The organism is Haemophilus sp. HMSC068C11, assembly GCF_001815355.1.
GTDB lineage: Bacteria > Pseudomonadota > Gammaproteobacteria > Enterobacterales > Pasteurellaceae > Haemophilus_D.
The window spans coordinates 423521-440646 of sequence record NZ_KV820375.1; the positions used below are offsets into that span (position 1 = coordinate 423521).

The window sequence follows — 17126 nt, forward strand, 5'->3', positions numbered from 1 at the left end:
CTACTCAACCGGTTCTTTGCAAGAAGAAATGTTAATTAACCTTGACGTTGTTTATGTTTAGGGTCGCTGCATAATACGCGAACAACACCTTCACGTTTAACAATTTTACAGTTACGACACATCTTCTTAACGGAAGCACGAACTTTCATTGCTTATCCTTTTTACTTAAATGAACAATTACTGTCCAAAACCTTTAAGGTTTGCTTTTTTTAACGCAGATTCATATTGAGACGACATTAAGTGACTCTGAACTTGCACGATAAAATCCATAATTACAACAACAACGATTAATAAGGAAGTACCACCGAAGTAGAATTTAACATCCCATGCTGATGTCATAATATAAGGGACTAAACATACGAACGTTACATAAAGACCGCCAATTAATGTTAAGCGAGTCATTACTTTATCAATGTAACGTGATGTTTGTTCACCTGGTCTAATTCCTGGGATAAATGCACCAGATTTTTTTAGATTATCTGCTGTATCACGTGGATTATATTGCATTGCAGTATAGAAGAAACTGAAGAAAATAATCGCTACCGCATAAACAAGAAGATATAAAGGTTGTCCAGGATTCAACAACATTGATAAGTCATTTAACCACTCAAACTTATCATTCTGACCAAACCATTGTGTCAATGTGGCTGGGAATAAAATAATGCTTGAAGCAAAAATTGCTGGCATTACGTTTGCCATATTAACTTTTAATGGTAAGTGAGTTGAATGACCACCTAAAATTTGACGTCCTTGTTGACGCTTAGCATATTCAACACGAATTCTACGTTGTCCACGTTCTACGAAGACAACAAAATAAGTTACTGCAAAAACAATAGCAGCGATTAGTAGAAGAACTAAAGGATGCATTTGTCCTTGACGAGCTTGCTCAACTGTTTCGATGATTGCATGCGGCAATCCTGCAACAATACCACCAAAAACAAGAATTGAGATACCGTTACCAATACCTCTTTCAGTAATTTGCTCACCTAACCACATTAAGAACATGGTTCCGGTTACAAGACTCACTACTGCAGTGAAGTAAAAAGTAAAACCGATATTTGGCACTAACTGTGGCAACATATTCGGTAAACCGGTAGAAATTGCGATAGCTTGGATAGTAGCAAAAACCACCGTTGCATAACGAGTATACTTGGTGATTTTTCTTTGTCCTGCTGCGCCTTCTTTTTTCAATTCTGCTAAAGCAGGTGAAACCGTCGCAAGCAATTGCATTACGATAGATGCCGAGATATACGGCATGATACCTAATGCTAAAATTGATGCTCGGCTCAATGCACCACCAGAGAACATGTTTAACATATCAATGATGGTGCCTTTTTGTTGTTCAACTAATTGAGCTAGCACGGCGGCATCAATACCAGGAAGCGGAATAAAAGAACCAATACGATAAACGATAAGTGCACCTAATACAAAAAGCAATCTGCTTTTTAGTTCACCAGTACCACTATTAGTACTTCTGCTTTGATAACCTGGTTGTTTAGCCATTTGCTAATTATTCCTCAACTGAACCGCCAGCAGCTTCGATTGCTGCTTTTGCACCTTTAGTTACACGTAAACCACGTACAGTAACTGCAGATTTCACTTCACCAGCTAAGATAACTTTAGCGAATTGAATATCTTTAGTTAAAATGTTTGCAGCTTTTAATGCTTCTAAAGTGACAACATTTCCTTCAACTTTTGTTAATTCGTTTAAACGAACTTCAGCAGTTACAGCTGATTTCATTGAAGTGAAACCAAATTTTGGTAAACGACGGTATAATGGCATTTGGCCACCCTCGAAACCACGACGAACACCGCCGCCAGTACGAGATTTTTGACCTTTATGACCACGACCACCAGTTTTTCCTAAACCTGAACCAATACCACGACCAAGGCGTTTTGCGCTGTGCTTAGCACCTTCAGCCGGAGATAGAGTATTTAAACGCATTCTCTTACTCCTCCACTTTAACCATGTATGAAACTTGGTTAATCATACCACGTACTGCCGGAGTATCGATTAACTCAACAGTATGGTGCATATGGCGAAGACCAAGACCACGCAAGGTAGCTTTGTGCTTCGGTAAACGAGCAATTGAGCTACGAACTTGAGTTACTTTAATAGTTTTAGCCATTATCAATTACCCCAAAATTTCATCAACGGTTTTGCCACGTTTAGCAGCAACCATTTCTGGTGATTTCATATTTGCTAATGCATCAATAGTTGCACGAACAACGTTGATTGGGTTGGTTGAACCATACGCTTTAGAAAGAACGTTACGTACACCAGCAACTTCTAACACTGAACGCATTGCACCACCAGCGATGATACCTGTACCTTCGCTAGCTGGTTGCATAAATACGCGAGAACCAGTGTGAACACCTTTAACTGGGTGTTGTAATGTACCTTCGTTTAAAGCGACATTAATCATATTGCGACGTGCTTTTTCCATCGCTTTTTGGATCGCTGCCGGAACTTCGCGAGCTTTACCATAACCAAAACCTACGCGACCGTTACCATCGCCTACTACTGTTAAAGCAGTAAAGCTCATAATACGACCACCTTTTACAGTTTTTGATACACGGTTTACTGCGATTAGCTTCTCTTGCAGTTCACCAGCTTGTTTTTCGATGTTTGACATCTCAATTTACCTCATTAGAACTGTAGACCAGCTTCACGTGCAGCGTCCGCTAAAGTTTGGACACGACCATGATATTTAAAACCGGAACGGTCAAAAGCAACGTCTTTAACGCCTTTTGCTAATGCGCGCTCAGCAACAAGTTTACCTACTACTGCTGCGGCATCTTTATTACCGGTATATTTAACTTGCTCACGAATTGCTTTTTCAACAGTTGAAGCAGCGGCAAGCACTTCTGAACCGTTTGGTGCAATAACTTGTGCGTAGATATGACGCGGAGTACGGTGAATAACTAGACGAGTTACACCTTGCTCTCTCATCATATGACGTGCACGAGCTGCACGACGGATACGAGCTGATTTCTTATCCATAGTGTTACCTTAATTATTTCTTCTTAGCCTCTTTCATACGTACTACTTCATCAGAGTAACGTACACCTTTACCTTTATAAGGTTCAGGACGGCGATAAGCACGAATATCTGCTGCAACTTGACCAATTAACTGCTTGTCAGCACCTTTTAAAACGATTTCCGTTTGTGAAGGGCATTCAGCAGTAATACCTGCTGGTAAAGTGTGCTCCACAGGGTGAGAGAAACCTAAGCTTAATGCAACTACGTTGCCTTTAACTTGAGCTCTGTAACCAACACCCACTAGTTGTAATTTCTTAGTGAAGCCTTCAGTAACACCGATAACCATTGCATTAACTAATGCACGAGCTGTACCCGATTGAGCATTCGCTTCAACAAAACCTTCACGTGGAGTGAAAGTAAATTGACCATTATCTTGTTTAACTTCAACTGAGTGATGAATTGTGCGAGATAACTCGCCATTTTTTCCTTTTACTGTTAATAGCTGACCGTCGAGTTTAACTTCAACGCCGGCAGGAATATTAACAGGTGCCTTTGCAACACGAGACATTTTCCTACCCCTCTATTAAGCTACGTAACAGATGATCTCACCGCCTAAGCCCGCTTGACGAGCTGCACGGTCAGTCATAACACCTTTAGATGTAGAAATTACAGCAACACCTAAACCACCCATAACTTTTGGTAATTCGTCTTTACGTTTGTAAATACGAAGACCAGGACGGCTTACACGTTGGATGCTTTCTACAACCGGTTTGCCTTGGAAATATTTTAAAGTAATTTCCAATTCAGGTTTTGCACCTTCTAAAACTTTAACGCTTTCGATATAACCTTCAGCAGCTAATACATTGGCAATTGCCACTTTTAGCTTGGAAGAAGGCATATTGATTGCAACTTTGTTCGCAGCTTGACCGTTACGAATACGGGTCAACATATCTGCGATTGGATCTTGCATACTCATTGTACTTTTTCTCCGATTCCAAAATAAAGTGGTATATTACCAGCTCGCTTTTCTAAGGCCAGGGATCTCGCCGCGCATAGCAGCTTCACGAACCTTAATACGGCTTAAACCAAACTTACGTAAAACGCCGTGAGGACGTCCAGTTTGGCGGCAACGGTTACGTTGACGACTAGGGCTAGAATCACGTGGTAAAGTTTGTAATTTTAACACTGCATTCCAACGATCTTCGTCAGAGGCATTGACATCAGAAATGATTTTCTTTAATTCTGCACGTTTAGCGAAGAATTTTTCAGCCAATTTAACGCGTTTTACATCGCGTGCTTTCATTGATTGTTTTGCCATTATAACCTGCCTTATTTACGGAATGGGAAATTAAAGGCAGCAAGTAGTGCTTGACCTTCTTCATCATTCTTAGCAGTAGTTGTGATAGTGATATCTAAACCACGTACACGATCTACTTTATCGTAATCGATTTCAGGGAAGATGATTTGTTCACGCACACCCATGCTGTAGTTACCACGACCATCAAATGATTTCGCGCTTAAACCGCGGAAGTCACGAATACGTGGAACAGCAATTGTAATTAAACGTTCAAAGAACTCCCACATACGCTCACCGCGTAGTGTTACTTTACAACCGATTGGATATCCCTGACGGATTTTAAAGCCAGCAACAGATTTACGAGCTTTAGTTACTAAAGGTTTTTGACCGCTAATTGCTGCTAAGTCCGCTACTGCGTTGTCTAGCAATTTCTTATCGGTCAATGCTTCACCCACACCCATATTCAGGGTAATCTTTTCGATTCGTGGGACTTGCATGACAGATTTGTAGCCGAATTTATTTTTTAACTCGTTTACTACTTGATCTCTGTAGTAATCATGCAGTTTCGCCATCGCATTACTCCAGTTTGTTAGATAATTTCATTGTTAGATTTGAAGAAACGTACTTTTTTGCCGTCTTCGAATCTAAAACCTACACGGTCAGCTTTGTTTGTTTTTGGATTGAAAATCGCAACATTAGAAGCATCGATAGCCGCTTCTTTTTTCACTAAGCCACCAGCTTGTCCTAAAGCAGGAACTGGTTTTTCATGTTTAGTGATGATGTTGATACCTTCAACAAACACTTTACCGTTTGGTAACACTTTAGTTACCTTGCCACGCTTGCCTTTATCTTTACCGGCAAGTACGATTACTTCATCGTTTTGACGAATTTTTGCAGCCATTTCTCACTTCTCCTTACAGTACTTCTGGTGCCAAAGAAATGATCTTCATGAATTTCTCAGAACGAAGTTCACGAGTCACCGGTCCAAAAATACGAGTACCGATTGGTTGCTCTGTGTTATTGTTTAAAATTACACAAGCGTTACCATCGAAGCGAATGACTGATCCGTCTGGGCGACGAACACCCTTCTTGGTGCGCACAACAACTGCTTTTAATACATCACCTTTTTTAACTTTACCGCGTGGAATTGCTTCTTTTACAGTAACTTTGATGATATCACCAATAGCAGCATAACGACGGTGCGATCCACCTAGAACCTTGATACACATTACGCTGCGAGCACCAGAGTTATCGGCAACATCCAGCATAGTCTGTTCTTGGATCATATTTTATGCTCCGTTAAGTTAATAATACACCCTTGCGGGACGAACCTATCCATGCCTTATAAAGATATATGGCGGATAGGTGGCGGAGTTTACCAAAATCAAGCTATAAACGCAATCAAAATTTTATACTTAAGTTAGCGTATTTAAAGTGCGGTCAAATTTTTATAACTTTTTAGCAAGTCTTGGAAAGAAAAAAGCCAACGGAATAACCATTGGCTTTTATTTTTTAATTTGTTAATTAAGCAATAACTGCTTTCTCAACAACACGAACTAAAGTCCAAGATTTGGTTTTAGAGAGAGGACGACATTCGCGAATCTCTACTACATCACCTAATTTTGCTTCATTGTTCTCATCGTGTACGTGTAATTTAGTTGTACGACGGATAAATTTACCGTATAACGGGTGTTTTACCTTACGTTCAATAGCAACAACGAAAGATTTTTCCATTTTGTCGCTAACAACTTTACCTTGTACGCTACGAATTTTATCAGTCATTACTCACCCGCCTTCTCAGTTAAAATAGTCTTAATGCGTGCGATATCACGACGCACTTGTTTAGCCTGATGGGTTTGTTGAAGCTGACCGGTGGCTGTTTGCATACGCAATTTGAATTGTTCACCTAAAAGGTTCACTAATTCATTATTCAGCTCTTCAACACTTTTTGTACGTAAATCTTGAGCTTTCATTACATCACCGTCTTAGTTACGAAGGTAGTCTTGATTGGCAATTTAGCAGCTGCTAATGCAAATGCTTGTCTTGCGATCTCTTCTGACACACCATCCATTTCATAAAGTACTTTACCCGGTTGGATTAAGGCTACCCAGTACTCAACGTTACCTTTACCTTTACCCATACGGACTTCTAATGGTTTTTCAGTAATTGGTTTATCTGGGAAAACACGGATCCAGATTTTACCTTGACGTTTAACTGCACGTGTCATTGCACGACGAGCCGCTTCAATTTGACGAGCGGTTAAACGACCACGACCAACTGCTTTTAACCCGAATGTACCGAAGCTAACTTCAGTACCACCCGCGATACCACGGTTACGGCCTTTGTGAACTTTACGGAATTTTGTACGTTTTGGTTGCAACATTTAGCGTTTCTCCTTACTTACGACCTTTGCCACGCGGAGCCTTTTTAGGCTTGTCGGCAGGTTGTTGTTCTGATTGCGCAACTGCAGCCATTCCACCCAAAATTTCACCTTTGAAGATCCATACTTTAACGCCGATTACGCCGTATGTAGTATGAGCTTCTGCAGTGTTATAATCGATGTCCGCACGAAGAGTATGTAGAGGTACACGACCTTCACGATACCATTCAGAACGCGCGATTTCTGCACCACCTAAACGACCGCTAACTTCAACTTTGATACCTTTAGCACCTAAACGCATTGCGCTTTGTACCGCACGTTTCATAGCACGACGGAACATTACACGACGTTCTAATTGAGAAGCGATGCTGTCTGCAACTAATTTTGCATCTAATTCCGGTTTTTTCACTTCAGCAATGTTGATTTGAGCCGGAACGCCAGCGATTTGAGATACTGCGTTACGTAATTTTTCAACATCTTCACCTTTTTTACCGATAACGATACCAGGGCGAGCTGTGTGAATTGTTACACGAATACTTTTTGCTGGACGCTCAATAGTAATACGTGAAACCGAAGCGTTTGCTAATTCTTTAGTTAAGAATTTGCGTACTTTGAAGTCACCGTCAAGATTGTCGGCGAAATCTTGTGTATTCGCGAACCAAGTAGAGTTCCAAGGTTTTACAATACCTAGGCGAATACCATTTGGATTTACTTTTTGACCCATTGCTATTCCTCTACTTATTAACGATCTGACACAACCACAGTGATGTGGCTAGTACGTTTTAAAATACGATCTGCACGACCTTTAGCACGTGGCATAACACGTTTCATGCTAGGACCTTCGTCAACGAAGATTTTAGCAACTTTAAGATCATCGATATCTGCACCATCATTATGCTCTGCGTTAGCAATAGCAGACTCTAATACTTTTTTCACTAAAGCCGCAGCTTTTTTGTTAGTAAAAGTTAAGATTTCTAATGCTTGCGCAACTTTTTTACCACGAATTAAATCGGCAACTAAGCGAGCTTTTTGGGCAGAAGTGCGAGCGTAACGATGTTTTGCGATAGTTTCCATCTATTTACCTCTTATTTCTTAGCTTTCTTATCTGCCGCGTGACCGCGGTATGTACGAGTCGGTGCAAATTCACCTAATTTATGGCCGATCATTTCATCAGATACATAAACAGGAACGTGCTGACGACCATTATGGACTGCGATGGTCAATCCGATCATTGAAGGAATGATCATTGAACGACGGGACCAAGTTTTGATTGGTTTTTTATCCCCGCTTTCCACCGCCTTCTCTACCTTCTTCAACAAGTGTAGGTCAAGGAAAGGACCTTTCTTGAGAGAACGTGGCATGGCTTATCCTCTTATTAATTTAAATTATTTGCCACGACGACGTACGATATATTTATCAGTACGTTTGTTGTGACGAGTTTTCTTACCTTTAGTTTGAACGCCCCAAGGAGTTACTGGGTGTTTACCAAAGTTACGACCTTCACCACCACCGTGTGGGTGATCTACTGGGTTCATTGCAGTACCACGAACTGTAGGGCGAATGCCTCTCCAGCGGTTAGCACCAGCTTTACCCAATACGCGAAGCATATGTTCTGAGTTACCAACTTCACCGATTGTAGCAACACATTCAGCTAATACTTTACGCATTTCGCCTGAACGTAAACGTAAAGTTACGTAGTTGCCTTCACGAGCGATGATTTGTACATAAGCACCAGCAGAACGAGCGATTTGACCGCCTTTACCTGGTTTTAATTCAACGTTATGTACTGTTGAACCAACTGGGATATTACGCATTGGTAATGAGTTACCCACTTTAATTGGTGAGTTAACGCCAGATTGGATTTGATCGCCAACTGACAAACCTTTAGGTGCTAAGATATAACGGCGTTCACCATCTTTATAAAGCACTAAAGCAATGTTAGCTGAACGGTTTGGATCATATTCTAAACGTTCAACAACCGCTGGGATATCTAACTTGTTACGTTTGAAATCGATTAAACGGTAATGTTGTTTATGACCACCACCGATGTGGCGAGTGGTAATACGACCATAATTGTTACGACCACCAGTTTTAGATTTAGTATCTAGAAGAGGCGCGTAAGGTTTACCCTTGTATAATTCAGGGTTCACGATTTTAACAACGTGACGACGACCAGCGGAGGTCGGCTTACATTTAACGATAGCCATTCTCTAATTTCCTCCGATTACTCTGCACTGTCCACGAAGTCCAAGTTTTGGCCTTCGGCTAAAGTTACATAAGCTTTTTTCCAGTCGCTGCGACGACCCATTTTGTTACCACGGCGTTTAGTTTTACCTTTAACAACCACAGTACGAACTGAGTCAACTTTTACTTCAAATAATTGAGCAACAGCAGCAGCAATTTCAGCTTTGTTCGCATCTAAAGCAACTTTAAGTACAACAGTGTTAGATTTTTCAGCATTGTTAGTTGCTTTTTCAGAGATGTGCGGTGCACGTAGCACGCTTAGCAAACGTTCTTGACTCATGCTAGGATCTCCTCAATTTGTTTCACAGCGTCAACAGTAACAATCACTTTATCGAAAGCGATTAAGCTAACTGGATCGATACCTTGAACATCACGTACATCAACTTTATATAAGTTACGTGCCGCTAAGAATAGATTTTCATCTAAACTTGCTGTGATAATTAACGCATCTTCAACTGCTAAATCTTTTAATTTTTGTACTAATACTTTAGTTTTTGGTGCATCTAATTCGAATTTTTCAACAACAACCAAACGGTCTTGACGAACTAATTCAGAAAGAATGCTTTTGATAGCACCACGGTACATTTTCTTGTTCACTTTTTGGCTGTGATCTTGTGGTTTAGCCGCGAAGGTTGTACCACCAGAACGCCAGATTGGTGATTTGATATCACCAGAACGAGCACGACCTGTACCTTTTTGACGCCAAGGTTTTTTACCTGAACCAGACACTTCAGCACGAGTTTTTTGCGCACGAGTACCTTGACGAGCACCTGCTGCATAAGCAACAACAACTTGGTGAATCAAAGCTTCGTTAAACTCACGTCCGAAGGTAGTTTCAGAAACAGTTAGTGCGTTTGCACCTACAACTTGTAATTCCATCTCTATCTCCTAGACTTATGCTTTAACTGCCGGCTTAACGATAACATCGCCATTGATAGCACCAGGTACAGAACCTTTTACTAATAGCAATTTACGCTCAGCATCTACACGAACAACTTCAAGTGATTGAACGGTTACACGCTCAGCACCTAAATGTCCTGCCATTTTTTTACCTTTAAACACACGACCTGGAGTTTGGTTTTGACCAATAGAACCAAGTACACGATGTGATAAAGAGTTACCGTGTGTAGCATCTTGAGTACGGAAGTTCCAACGTTTAACACCACCTTGGAAACCTTTACCTTTAGAAGTACCAGTAACATCTACTTTTTTAACATCTGCAAAGATGTCAACATTGATTTCTTGACCTAAAGTGAATTCTTCACCTTCAGTACGAAATTCCCATAAACCGCGACCAGCTTCAACACCTGCTTTCACGAAATGGCCTGCTTCAGGTTTAGTTACACGATTCGCTTTTTTAGAACCAGTAGTAACTTGAACTGCAGTATAGCCATCGTTTTCAAGAGTTTTAACTTGAGTTACGCGGTTGGCTTCGATTTCGATAACGGTAACTGGTACAGAAACACCGTCTTCATTGAAGATACGGGTCATACCAACTTTACGACCGACTAAACCAATCATTGTAATAACCTCTTAATTAACCTAGGCTGATCTGCACGTCCACGCCGGCAGCCAAATCTAAACGCATTAATGCATCAACAGTTTTTTCTGTTGGCTCTACGATATCTACTAAACGTTTGTGTGTACGAATTTCGTATTGATCACGCGCGTCTTTGTTCACGTGTGGAGAAATCAACACGGTGAAACGCTCTTTACGAGTTGGTAAAGGGATTGGACCACGAACTTGTGCACCAGTACGTTTAGCTGTTTCTACGATCTCCGCAGTAGATTGATCGATCAAACGGTGATCGAAAGCTTTTAAGCGGATACGGATTCTTTGGTTCTGCATTAGACCAGAGCTCCAATAAAATTTAGCTAATAAAAAACTAACACCAATCACAATTCTAACTTCAAAATAGAAAAGGAGGTGTAAGTTACCTGTTATATAGTCTCCAAATCGGAAACATTGTTAGTATTACATATCGTAATACTCGTTTAATAAATGATTACATTAAACGGCTTTCAATATCTGAAAGCCCGTGGATATTACACAAAAACACCTAATTATGCAAGCTTTTTGTTCAATTAATTTCCACATACAAAAAGTGCGGTCATTTTCCCCGAATGTTTTTCAGCTGAAAACACGACAAAAAATGACCGCACTTTATATAAGTAAAATTTATAGTTTGTTATCTAACATTGCAATATGTCTTGTTGCTGCAATCCATGCACCAACATACCCCATAATCAAGCAACTTACTAATAAGAAGATCAGCTCGCCTACACCTAATCCATTGAGCTCAAATGTAACTGCAAAGATATCCGTCACATACTTCACCGCTGAAGTAAAGTACCCGACAATAAGACTGCTAAATAGCGCTGCAATCAATCCGCCCAACACCGCGTAAATCATGCCAGTATAAAGATAAGGACGAAGAATAAATTGATCCGTTGCACCTAATAGCTTCATCACATCAATACTCGCACGACTGCTATAAACATCGGATCGAATGCTATTTCCGATAACAAGGAATACAGCTATTGTCATTAACACCGTGCAGAAAATTGCCACGTGTGCAAAAAGCCACGAAAGTGCGGTCAATTTTTCCATCCAATCATTATCTAGTCGAACTTCTTGCACGCCTTTAATTTTATTTAAATTTGCGCGTAACTCAGCTCGTTTTTCTGATTCATTAAATGCTTTAGACGGTTTCACCATCACCACCGCCGGCAATGGGTTGTCATCTAAAATTTCTAACTCTTCACCAAAACCAGACCAACTTTTAAATTCTTTCAAACTGTCTTGGCGAGAAACATAATTTAACGATTCAACACCTTCTTGCTGACGAATTTTTTCTACCACTAAGTTAGCATCTTCTTCACTTAAATTTTTATGTAAATAGATTGTGAGCTCGCTTTCCGGATAAAATTGAGTCGTCGCTAAGTGTAAATTTTTCCATAACAAATAGCTCACCGTTGGAATCGTTAGAGACACGGCAATCACAAGAATTGTTAGTAATGTACCAAATTTACGTTTTACTAAATCGTTCAACACAGAACGCAAAGTATAAGCAGTTTGCACGCCAAAAGAAGCATCAATACGTCTTGTCATTTTTTATCCTTAATAGCGTAAGTAGCCTTGTTCAAGCACAAGACATGGTTTTGGTTTTTGTTGAATTAAATTGATATCGTGTGTCGCAATTAACACTGTCATGCCTAAACGATTAAACTCTTCAAAAAGATTAAAAATCCCTAAGGAAAGTTCATCATCAAGGTTACCTGTAGGCTCATCCGCTAATAAAAGTTGCGGTTTATGTACGATTGCACGCGCGATATCTACGCGTTGTTGCTCACCACCTGAGATTTGTGGCGGCATATAATTCGCTTTACTACGTAAGCCCACACGATCTAATGCAACCAATGCGCGTGTATGTGCTTCTTTCGGGTTCATTCCCGAAATAATCAATGGCAACGCCACATTTTCTGCTACGCTACGATCCGTTAATAGACGGTAATCTTGGTGAACCATACCGATTTGGCGGCGTAAAAATGGGATTTCATATTTAGACAAACGCGTAATATCATGACCATTAAACCAAATATTACCGGCATTCGCCTTTTCCATTCCCATGATTAATTTAAGCAAGGTACTTTTACCCGCGCCAGAATGCCCAACAAGATAAGTCATACTTCCAACAGGAAGATGAAAATTCAAACCCTGCAAGGCCGGCTGAGTCGCACCGTGATAAGCTTTAGAGACATTTGAAAATCGAATCACTTTATTATTCCTTTTTATTCTTCATTTTCGTGAACAAATAATGCTTCAATAAATTCTTCCGCATTAAATTCGCGTAAATCTTCAATTTTTTCACCCACACCAATATAGCGAATTGGTAAATTAAACTGATCTGCAATGGCGAAAATTACCCCACCTTTTGCTGTTCCGTCTAATTTGGTTAATGTAATACCTGTTAACCCAACCGCCTCATTAAAGAGTTTGGCTTGGCTAATTGCATTCTGCCCTGTACCCGCATCTAAGGTAAGCATGATTTCGTGCGGTGCGGTTTCATCGTATTTTCTCATGACACGAACGATTTTCTTCAATTCATCCATGAGATTATTTTTATTTTGTAAACGACCGGCCGTATCCGCAATTAAAATATCAATATTACGTGCCGCGGCAGATTGCATCGCATCAAAAATTACTGACGCCGAATCTGACCCCGTACTTTGTGCCACAACCGGAATGTTGTTACGTTCACCCCATACTTGAAGTTGTTCTACTGCAGCAGCACGGAAGGTATCCCCTGCCGCTAACATGACTGATTTTCCTTCATTTTGGAATTTGCGAGCCAACTTACCAATTGTGGTTGTTTTACCTACACCGTTTACGCCAACCATCAAAATAACATAAGGTTTTTTAGTCGTATCAATGACCAATGGTTTTGCAACTGGTTTTAGAATTTCTACCATTTCAACTTTAAGTTGTTGGTAAAGCAATTCCGCATCTTGTAACTGCTTACGACTTGCGTGCTCCGTTAAATTCTTAATGATTTTATTGGTTGTTGGCACACCAATATCCGCAATTAAAAGTTGCTCTTCCAACTCTTCAAATAAATCGTCGTCAATCTTTTTACCTAAAAAGAACGCTCGGAAACCTGCACCAATATTTTGTTTAGTTTTGAGTAAGCCTTTGACTAAACGACTGAAAAAGCCACCTTCACTTGGCTTTTCTTGCGTTTCGGTATTAATATCTGAACGGAATTCATCTTTAACATCTTCAACAATTTCAGGCTCAATCTCAGCATCAACCACAGGAAGATCTTCAACGACATTATCTTGCTCAATAATGCTTTCTGTTGGTTCTTCCACAGGAAGTGCGGTAGAAATTTCTTCTGTTTTTTCTGTATCTTCAGCCGTTGCCTCAATCACCGGTGTATCTAAAACTGGCTCAATATTGACCGCACTTTCAGGTGAAATCACTTCTTCTACAACAGGTTCAATATGCGCAACAATGGTATTCTCAGCTTTATCCTCTTGCAGCTGTTCCGCTAACTCCTGTAATTCTTCCTGTTCAACTTGTTCTAATTGAACGTTCTCGCTATTGTGAACAATCTCTTCCGTAGGCGAAATATCGGCAGATTCGACAGACGGCTCTTCAATAGTTGGCTCAATTTTTTGTTCTTCTTGCTTTTTATTGCGACCAAAAAGAGAGGCCCAAAACCCGCCTTTTTTCTTTTCTTCTGACATAAATTCTTCTCTTAAACACAAATCTTTAAAAAATACTGCCTATTCTAGCAAAAAATCGTCTAAACTAAGCACAATTTTCACTAAAAATCTGTTTCTTTATGAAAAAAATGCAAGTTCAAAATGCCAAAGGCGAAGTTCGAATCATCGCAGGTCTTTGGCGTGGACGAAAATTACCGGTTTTAAATGCGGAAGGTTTGCGTCCAACAGGCGATCGCGTAAAAGAAACCTTATTCAACTGGTTGATGCCCTACATAGTGGATAGCCATTGTCTTGATTGCTTTGCGGGCAGTGGCTCACTTGGCTTTGAGGCTCTTTCTCGTCAAGCGAAACAGGTGACGTTTTTAGAGTTGGATAAAAGCGTAGCGAATCAATTAAAGAAAAATTTGCAAACGCTAAAAACAACGACTGAACAAGCTCAGGTGATCAATCAAAATAGCTTGGAGTTTTTAAAACAAGCGCAAAATCAACCGCACTTTGATGTGGTATTTTTAGATCCACCTTTTCATTTTGGTTTAGCTGAACAAGCAATTACCCTATTAGAGGAAAATAATTGGCTCTTACCTCATGCGTTGATTTATGTTGAAACAGAAAAAGACAAACCGCTAAGCGCGCCTGAAAATTGGCAATTACTGAAAGAAAAAACTACAGGTATGGTGAGCTACCGCCTGTATCAAAAAGATTAGGAAATTATTATGTTAGATATTGTGTTATACGAACCTGAAATTCCACAAAACACGGGAAATATTATTCGTCTTTGTGCGAATACTGGCTTTCGCCTTCATTTAATCGAGCCACTAGGCTTTACCTGGGATGATAAAAAATTACGTCGTTCCGGCTTGGATTATCATGAATTTGCTGAAATCAAAAAACACAAAACCTTTGAAGCCTTTTTAGAAAGTGAAAAACCGAAACGTCTTTTTGCACTTACAACCAAAGGCAGCCCCGCACATAGCGAAGTGCAATTTGAATTAGGGGATTATTTGATGTTTGGCCCTGAAACACGTGGTATCCCAATGTCTATTTTAGATAAGATGCCAATGGAACAAAAAATCCGTATCCCAATGACCGCAAATAGCCGCAGTATGAACTTATCTAACTCGGTAGCCGTTGCAGTTTATGAAGCTTGGCGACAACTTGGTTACGAAGGCGCGGTGAATTTAAATCGATAAAAATAGCTGCTTATTTTATACACAAAAATAAGCAGCTTTCTTTTTACATTTAATTTGTGATCTTGATCACATATTTATAATTTCAAGGTTCCCTTTTTACCAAAACAGCAGTATAAATAAATTACATTTAGAGAGGGATCTCGATGTACCCACTTGATCTATCAAGCTCTAGTCTTTCTTGACTCTTCAAGCAAACCTTCCCCGTTGTCCTAAATAAAGAATTGGCAGTCGAATGATTTGCCTTCCATTTGTATCCCTAAAATTTAACAACTATTGCAGCAAAATTAGTTTCATCTCACATCAATAAGGAGGTTGGGTGAATGAAGTTAATTTTGAATTGGTCGAAACAGCAGTGGCTAAGCACGGATGCTTACAAAAAAAGTGCGGTCAATTTTGGCCGCACTTCCTGTTTCTATTATTTGCAAATCACTAACTTTGTGTTGCTATTTTCTAAATACTCCGCAATTTGTTTTGGCACATCATCAGTGAAAAGGTAATCTACATCTTTAAGTTCCCCTAATCGCACAATCGCTTGTCGAGAGAATTTCGAATGGTCGGTCGCTAATAACGTTTGGCGAGAGCTTTCTATAATGGCGCGTTTTACTTGAACTTCATGGTAATCATAATCCAATAATGAACCATCAAGATCAATTGCACTAATGCCCAGAATTCCAAAATCTAAACGGAATTGCGAAATAAAATTAACCGTTGCCTCACCAATGATTCCACCATCCTTACGCAATGAGCCACCTGCCATCGTAATATCAAAGGTTTCATTTTGTCGTAATAAATGAGCCGCATTGATATTATTCGTCACTATGCGTAACCGTTCATGGTTTAACAAGGCACTAGCCACCGCTTCAGGCGTGGTACCAATATCAATAAATAAGGATGCACCGTTTGGTATACGTTTTGCCACTTCGCGAGCAATGGCGCTTTTTTGAGAAGGGAAAAATTGTTTACGTTCAATGTAATCAGAGTTTTCTGCGGTAGAAGAAGGAGCGGCACCACCATGATGACGACGAATTAAATCTTGTTCTGCAAGGATATTCAGATCTCGTCTAATGGTCTGTGGGCTGACTTCCAGTTCGATAACCAGCTCTTCTGTGCTGGCATATCCTTTTAGCTTTACAAGCTCAATTATTTTCTGATGGCGTAATGATTGCTTCATATAAATGCCTATAAATTTGAATTAGCTAAACGATTTAGCCTTAATTTTACTCTGCAGAAATCCCCAAACCAATCCTAAGATAAAGCCTGAAATGTGGGCAGCGTTCCCTATATTAATACCAAAAAGCGGACTAATAAAGCCAAATACAAGCCCTACCAGTAACATTGTAAAAAAGCCTTCTGGCAAGTCAAAGCTATGCGGGTGCAATTTGTCCACCACCAACACATAACCTAACACGGCATAAACCACACCAGATAGCCCGAAAAAGGCGGGACCAGTAAAATAATTCTGTACCGCGCCACTCACTGCTGCAGAGACTAAAACTAATAATAAAAAATGGAGAGAACCAAATCGGCGTTCAATCGCGCCACCAAATAACCAAAACCACGAAAGGTTAAATAAAATATGCGGTACCGATAAATGAACAATAGCATGAGTGAAATAGCGCCATACTTCCTGATCTTCCCAAGAATAAGCAGGATAATGGAATAAATCCATAATTGGCTCTTCAAACCCGACATTCTGCAAGAGATAAATCACCGCGCAAAGTGCGGTCAAAATAAACGTGATTTTTTGTGCGCTCAATGTGCGTTTCAATACTTTTCTCTCTTCTGGCACATCGGTTTCACTAT

General features: G+C 40.1%; 30 protein-coding genes. 2 read left to right on the plus strand and 28 right to left on the minus strand.

Annotated features, from left to right (window positions below; all coding sequences use genetic code 11):
• Positions 1-35: 35 nt before the first annotated feature.
• From rpmJ to ftsY, 26 genes are all read right to left on the minus strand, one after another.
• Positions 36-149, minus strand: a complete 114-nt coding sequence (rpmJ, locus tag HMPREF3020_RS09085) for a 50S ribosomal protein L36 (protein WP_005625868.1) — start codon at positions 147-149, stop codon at positions 36-38.
• 28 nt (positions 150-177) lie between these two features.
• On the minus strand, positions 178-1503 hold the full coding sequence (gene secY / locus HMPREF3020_RS09090) for a preprotein translocase subunit SecY (protein WP_005695101.1): 1326 nt from the start codon (positions 1501-1503) through the stop codon (positions 178-180).
• Between the two features lie 7 nt (positions 1504-1510).
• Positions 1511-1945, minus strand: a complete 435-nt coding sequence (gene rplO, locus HMPREF3020_RS09095) for a 50S ribosomal protein L15 (RefSeq protein WP_005695100.1) — start codon at positions 1943-1945, stop codon at positions 1511-1513.
• A gap of 4 nt (positions 1946-1949) precedes the next feature.
• Entirely contained in the window at positions 1950-2129 is a 180-nt protein-coding gene (rpmD, locus tag HMPREF3020_RS09100; protein ID WP_005543631.1) for a 50S ribosomal protein L30, read from the minus strand.
• Between the two features lie 6 nt (positions 2130-2135).
• The gene (gene rpsE, locus HMPREF3020_RS09105; protein ID WP_005695098.1) at positions 2136-2636 is read right to left on the minus strand and encodes a 30S ribosomal protein S5; all 501 of its coding nucleotides are present in this window, start codon (positions 2634-2636) and stop codon (positions 2136-2138) included.
• 14 nt (positions 2637-2650) lie between these two features.
• Positions 2651-3004, minus strand: coding sequence for a 50S ribosomal protein L18 (gene rplR, locus HMPREF3020_RS09110; protein WP_005695097.1), 354 nt, complete (start codon positions 3002-3004; stop codon positions 2651-2653).
• A 13-nt stretch (positions 3005-3017) separates the two neighbouring features.
• Positions 3018-3551 (minus strand): 50S ribosomal protein L6, encoded by a 534-nt coding sequence (gene rplF / locus HMPREF3020_RS09115; RefSeq protein ID WP_005698881.1) that lies wholly within the window; start codon positions 3549-3551, stop codon positions 3018-3020.
• 15 nt (positions 3552-3566) lie between these two features.
• Positions 3567-3959, minus strand: coding sequence for a 30S ribosomal protein S8 (rpsH, locus tag HMPREF3020_RS09120; RefSeq protein WP_005625877.1), 393 nt, complete (start codon positions 3957-3959; stop codon positions 3567-3569).
• 36 nt (positions 3960-3995) lie between these two features.
• Positions 3996-4301, minus strand: coding sequence for a 30S ribosomal protein S14 (gene rpsN / locus HMPREF3020_RS09125; protein ID WP_005695094.1), 306 nt, complete (start codon positions 4299-4301; stop codon positions 3996-3998).
• An 11-nt stretch (positions 4302-4312) separates the two neighbouring features.
• On the minus strand, positions 4313-4852 hold the full coding sequence (gene rplE / locus HMPREF3020_RS09130; protein WP_005695093.1) for a 50S ribosomal protein L5: 540 nt from the start codon (positions 4850-4852) through the stop codon (positions 4313-4315).
• A gap of 17 nt (positions 4853-4869) precedes the next feature.
• Positions 4870-5181, minus strand: a complete 312-nt coding sequence (gene rplX, locus HMPREF3020_RS09135; protein ID WP_005695092.1) for a 50S ribosomal protein L24 — start codon at positions 5179-5181, stop codon at positions 4870-4872.
• A gap of 13 nt (positions 5182-5194) precedes the next feature.
• Positions 5195-5566: a 50S ribosomal protein L14 gene (gene rplN, locus HMPREF3020_RS09140; RefSeq protein ID WP_005619403.1), complete on the minus strand. Its 372-nt coding sequence runs from the start codon at positions 5564-5566 to the stop codon at positions 5195-5197.
• A 238-nt stretch (positions 5567-5804) separates the two neighbouring features.
• Positions 5805-6062 (minus strand): 30S ribosomal protein S17, encoded by a 258-nt coding sequence (rpsQ, locus tag HMPREF3020_RS09145; RefSeq protein WP_005695091.1) that lies wholly within the window; start codon positions 6060-6062, stop codon positions 5805-5807.
• Positions 6062-6253, minus strand: a complete 192-nt coding sequence (rpmC, locus tag HMPREF3020_RS09150; RefSeq protein WP_049369912.1) for a 50S ribosomal protein L29 — start codon at positions 6251-6253, stop codon at positions 6062-6064. The genes rpsQ and rpmC overlap by 1 nt, the downstream gene beginning before the upstream one ends.
• Positions 6253-6663, minus strand: coding sequence for a 50S ribosomal protein L16 (rplP, locus tag HMPREF3020_RS09155; RefSeq protein ID WP_005695088.1), 411 nt, complete (start codon positions 6661-6663; stop codon positions 6253-6255). Before rplP ends, rpmC begins: the two co-directional genes overlap by 1 nt.
• Positions 6664-6676: 13 nt before the next feature.
• The gene (gene rpsC, locus HMPREF3020_RS09160; RefSeq protein ID WP_005640982.1) at positions 6677-7384 is read right to left on the minus strand and encodes a 30S ribosomal protein S3; all 708 of its coding nucleotides are present in this window, start codon (positions 7382-7384) and stop codon (positions 6677-6679) included.
• Between the two features lie 17 nt (positions 7385-7401).
• Positions 7402-7734, minus strand: coding sequence for a 50S ribosomal protein L22 (rplV, locus tag HMPREF3020_RS09165; protein ID WP_005625897.1), 333 nt, complete (start codon positions 7732-7734; stop codon positions 7402-7404).
• An 11-nt stretch (positions 7735-7745) separates the two neighbouring features.
• Positions 7746-8021, minus strand: coding sequence for a 30S ribosomal protein S19 (gene rpsS / locus HMPREF3020_RS09170; RefSeq protein ID WP_005539416.1), 276 nt, complete (start codon positions 8019-8021; stop codon positions 7746-7748).
• A gap of 24 nt (positions 8022-8045) precedes the next feature.
• Complete coding sequence (gene rplB, locus HMPREF3020_RS09175) at positions 8046-8867, minus strand: 50S ribosomal protein L2 (protein WP_005640979.1); 822 nt, start codon at positions 8865-8867, stop codon at positions 8046-8048.
• A gap of 17 nt (positions 8868-8884) precedes the next feature.
• A complete protein-coding gene (rplW, locus tag HMPREF3020_RS09180; protein ID WP_005632756.1) occupies positions 8885-9184 on the minus strand; it encodes a 50S ribosomal protein L23 in 300 nt (99 codons plus the stop codon).
• Complete coding sequence (gene rplD, locus HMPREF3020_RS09185; protein WP_005695085.1) at positions 9181-9783, minus strand: 50S ribosomal protein L4; 603 nt, start codon at positions 9781-9783, stop codon at positions 9181-9183. The genes rplW and rplD overlap by 4 nt, the downstream gene beginning before the upstream one ends.
• Positions 9784-9798: 15 nt before the next feature.
• Complete coding sequence (gene rplC / locus HMPREF3020_RS09190; protein WP_005632753.1) at positions 9799-10425, minus strand: 50S ribosomal protein L3; 627 nt, start codon at positions 10423-10425, stop codon at positions 9799-9801.
• Positions 10426-10441: 16 nt separating this feature from the next.
• Positions 10442-10753 (minus strand): 30S ribosomal protein S10, encoded by a 312-nt coding sequence (gene rpsJ / locus HMPREF3020_RS09195; RefSeq protein ID WP_001181005.1) that lies wholly within the window; start codon positions 10751-10753, stop codon positions 10442-10444.
• 330 nt (positions 10754-11083) lie between these two features.
• Positions 11084-12016, minus strand: a complete 933-nt coding sequence (ftsX, locus tag HMPREF3020_RS09200; protein WP_070776255.1) for a permease-like cell division protein FtsX — start codon at positions 12014-12016, stop codon at positions 11084-11086.
• Between the two features lie 9 nt (positions 12017-12025).
• On the minus strand, positions 12026-12682 hold the full coding sequence (ftsE, locus tag HMPREF3020_RS09205) for a cell division ATP-binding protein FtsE (RefSeq protein WP_070776256.1): 657 nt from the start codon (positions 12680-12682) through the stop codon (positions 12026-12028).
• A gap of 14 nt (positions 12683-12696) precedes the next feature.
• Entirely contained in the window at positions 12697-14154 is a 1458-nt protein-coding gene (gene ftsY / locus HMPREF3020_RS09210) for a signal recognition particle-docking protein FtsY (RefSeq protein WP_070776257.1), read from the minus strand.
• Positions 14155-14252: 98 nt separating this feature from the next.
• Here ftsY and rsmD point away from each other — a divergent pair, with 98 nt between their 5' ends.
• The gene (rsmD, locus tag HMPREF3020_RS09215) at positions 14253-14837 is read left to right on the plus strand and encodes a 16S rRNA (guanine(966)-N(2))-methyltransferase RsmD (protein ID WP_070776258.1); all 585 of its coding nucleotides are present in this window, start codon (positions 14253-14255) and stop codon (positions 14835-14837) included.
• Between the two features lie 9 nt (positions 14838-14846).
• Complete coding sequence (gene trmL, locus HMPREF3020_RS09220; protein WP_070776259.1) at positions 14847-15323, plus strand: tRNA (uridine(34)/cytosine(34)/5-carboxymethylaminomethyluridine(34)-2'-O)-methyltransferase TrmL; 477 nt, start codon at positions 14847-14849, stop codon at positions 15321-15323.
• A gap of 415 nt (positions 15324-15738) precedes the next feature.
• Here trmL and HMPREF3020_RS09225 read toward each other — a convergent pair whose 3' ends face one another.
• Both HMPREF3020_RS09225 and HMPREF3020_RS09230 read right to left on the minus strand, forming a co-directional pair.
• A complete protein-coding gene (locus tag HMPREF3020_RS09225; RefSeq protein ID WP_070776260.1) occupies positions 15739-16494 on the minus strand; it encodes a DeoR/GlpR family transcriptional regulator in 756 nt (251 codons plus the stop codon).
• Between the two features lie 21 nt (positions 16495-16515).
• A complete protein-coding gene (locus tag HMPREF3020_RS09230; RefSeq protein ID WP_070776280.1) occupies positions 16516-17091 on the minus strand; it encodes a rhomboid family intramembrane serine protease in 576 nt (191 codons plus the stop codon).
• Positions 17092-17126: the final 35 nt, after the last annotated feature.

Bases quoted from the DNA above. Each gene is read 5' to 3' on its own strand.
- rpsE (WP_005695098.1), bottom strand. From the start codon at position 2,636: ATGTCAAACATCGAAAAACAAGCTGGTGAACTGCAAGAGAAGCTAATC.
- ftsX (WP_070776255.1), bottom strand. From the start codon at position 12,016: ATGACAAGACGTATTGATGCTTCTTTTGGCGTGCAAACTGCTTATACT.
- rplO (WP_005695100.1), bottom strand. From the start codon at position 1,945: ATGCGTTTAAATACTCTATCTCCGGCTGAAGGTGCTAAGCACAGCGCA.
- rplD (WP_005695085.1), bottom strand. From the start codon at position 9,783: ATGGAATTACAAGTTGTAGGTGCAAACGCACTAACTGTTTCTGAAACT.
- ftsY (WP_070776257.1), bottom strand. From the start codon at position 14,154: ATGTCAGAAGAAAAGAAAAAAGGCGGGTTTTGGGCCTCTCTTTTTGGT.
- rplW (WP_005632756.1), bottom strand. From the start codon at position 9,184: ATGAGTCAAGAACGTTTGCTAAGCGTGCTACGTGCACCGCACATCTCT.
- rplE (WP_005695093.1), bottom strand. From the start codon at position 4,852: ATGGCGAAACTGCATGATTACTACAGAGATCAAGTAGTAAACGAGTTA.
- rpsH (WP_005625877.1), bottom strand. From the start codon at position 3,959: ATGAGTATGCAAGATCCAATCGCAGATATGTTGACCCGTATTCGTAAC.
- rpmD (WP_005543631.1), bottom strand. From the start codon at position 2,129: ATGGCTAAAACTATTAAAGTAACTCAAGTTCGTAGCTCAATTGCTCGT.
- rsmD (WP_070776258.1), top strand. From the start codon at position 14,253: ATGAAAAAAATGCAAGTTCAAAATGCCAAAGGCGAAGTTCGAATCATC.
- rpsN (WP_005695094.1), bottom strand. From the start codon at position 4,301: ATGGCAAAACAATCAATGAAAGCACGCGATGTAAAACGCGTTAAATTG.
- rplX (WP_005695092.1), bottom strand. From the start codon at position 5,181: ATGGCTGCAAAAATTCGTCAAAACGATGAAGTAATCGTACTTGCCGGT.
- secY (WP_005695101.1), bottom strand. From the start codon at position 1,503: ATGGCTAAACAACCAGGTTATCAAAGCAGAAGTACTAATAGTGGTACT.
- rpmC (WP_049369912.1), bottom strand. From the start codon at position 6,253: ATGAAAGCTCAAGATTTACGTACAAAAAGTGTTGAAGAGCTGAATAAT.
- HMPREF3020_RS09225 (WP_070776260.1), bottom strand. From the start codon at position 16,494: ATGAAGCAATCATTACGCCATCAGAAAATAATTGAGCTTGTAAAGCTA.
- trmL (WP_070776259.1), top strand. From the start codon at position 14,847: ATGTTAGATATTGTGTTATACGAACCTGAAATTCCACAAAACACGGGA.
- rplB (WP_005640979.1), bottom strand. From the start codon at position 8,867: ATGGCTATCGTTAAATGTAAGCCGACCTCCGCTGGTCGTCGTCACGTT.
- rpsQ (WP_005695091.1), bottom strand. From the start codon at position 6,062: ATGACTGATAAAATTCGTAGCGTACAAGGTAAAGTTGTTAGCGACAAA.
- rplV (WP_005625897.1), bottom strand. From the start codon at position 7,734: ATGGAAACTATCGCAAAACATCGTTACGCTCGCACTTCTGCCCAAAAA.
- rplN (WP_005619403.1), bottom strand. From the start codon at position 5,566: ATGATCCAAGAACAGACTATGCTGGATGTTGCCGATAACTCTGGTGCT.
- rplP (WP_005695088.1), bottom strand. From the start codon at position 6,663: ATGTTGCAACCAAAACGTACAAAATTCCGTAAAGTTCACAAAGGCCGT.
- rplF (WP_005698881.1), bottom strand. From the start codon at position 3,551: ATGTCTCGTGTTGCAAAGGCACCTGTTAATATTCCTGCCGGCGTTGAA.
- rplC (WP_005632753.1), bottom strand. From the start codon at position 10,425: ATGATTGGTTTAGTCGGTCGTAAAGTTGGTATGACCCGTATCTTCAAT.
- rpsS (WP_005539416.1), bottom strand. From the start codon at position 8,021: ATGCCACGTTCTCTCAAGAAAGGTCCTTTCCTTGACCTACACTTGTTG.
- rpmJ (WP_005625868.1), bottom strand. From the start codon at position 149: ATGAAAGTTCGTGCTTCCGTTAAGAAGATGTGTCGTAACTGTAAAATT.
- rplR (WP_005695097.1), bottom strand. From the start codon at position 3,004: ATGGATAAGAAATCAGCTCGTATCCGTCGTGCAGCTCGTGCACGTCAT.
- rpsC (WP_005640982.1), bottom strand. From the start codon at position 7,384: ATGGGTCAAAAAGTAAATCCAAATGGTATTCGCCTAGGTATTGTAAAA.
- rpsJ (WP_001181005.1), bottom strand. From the start codon at position 10,753: ATGCAGAACCAAAGAATCCGTATCCGCTTAAAAGCTTTCGATCACCGT.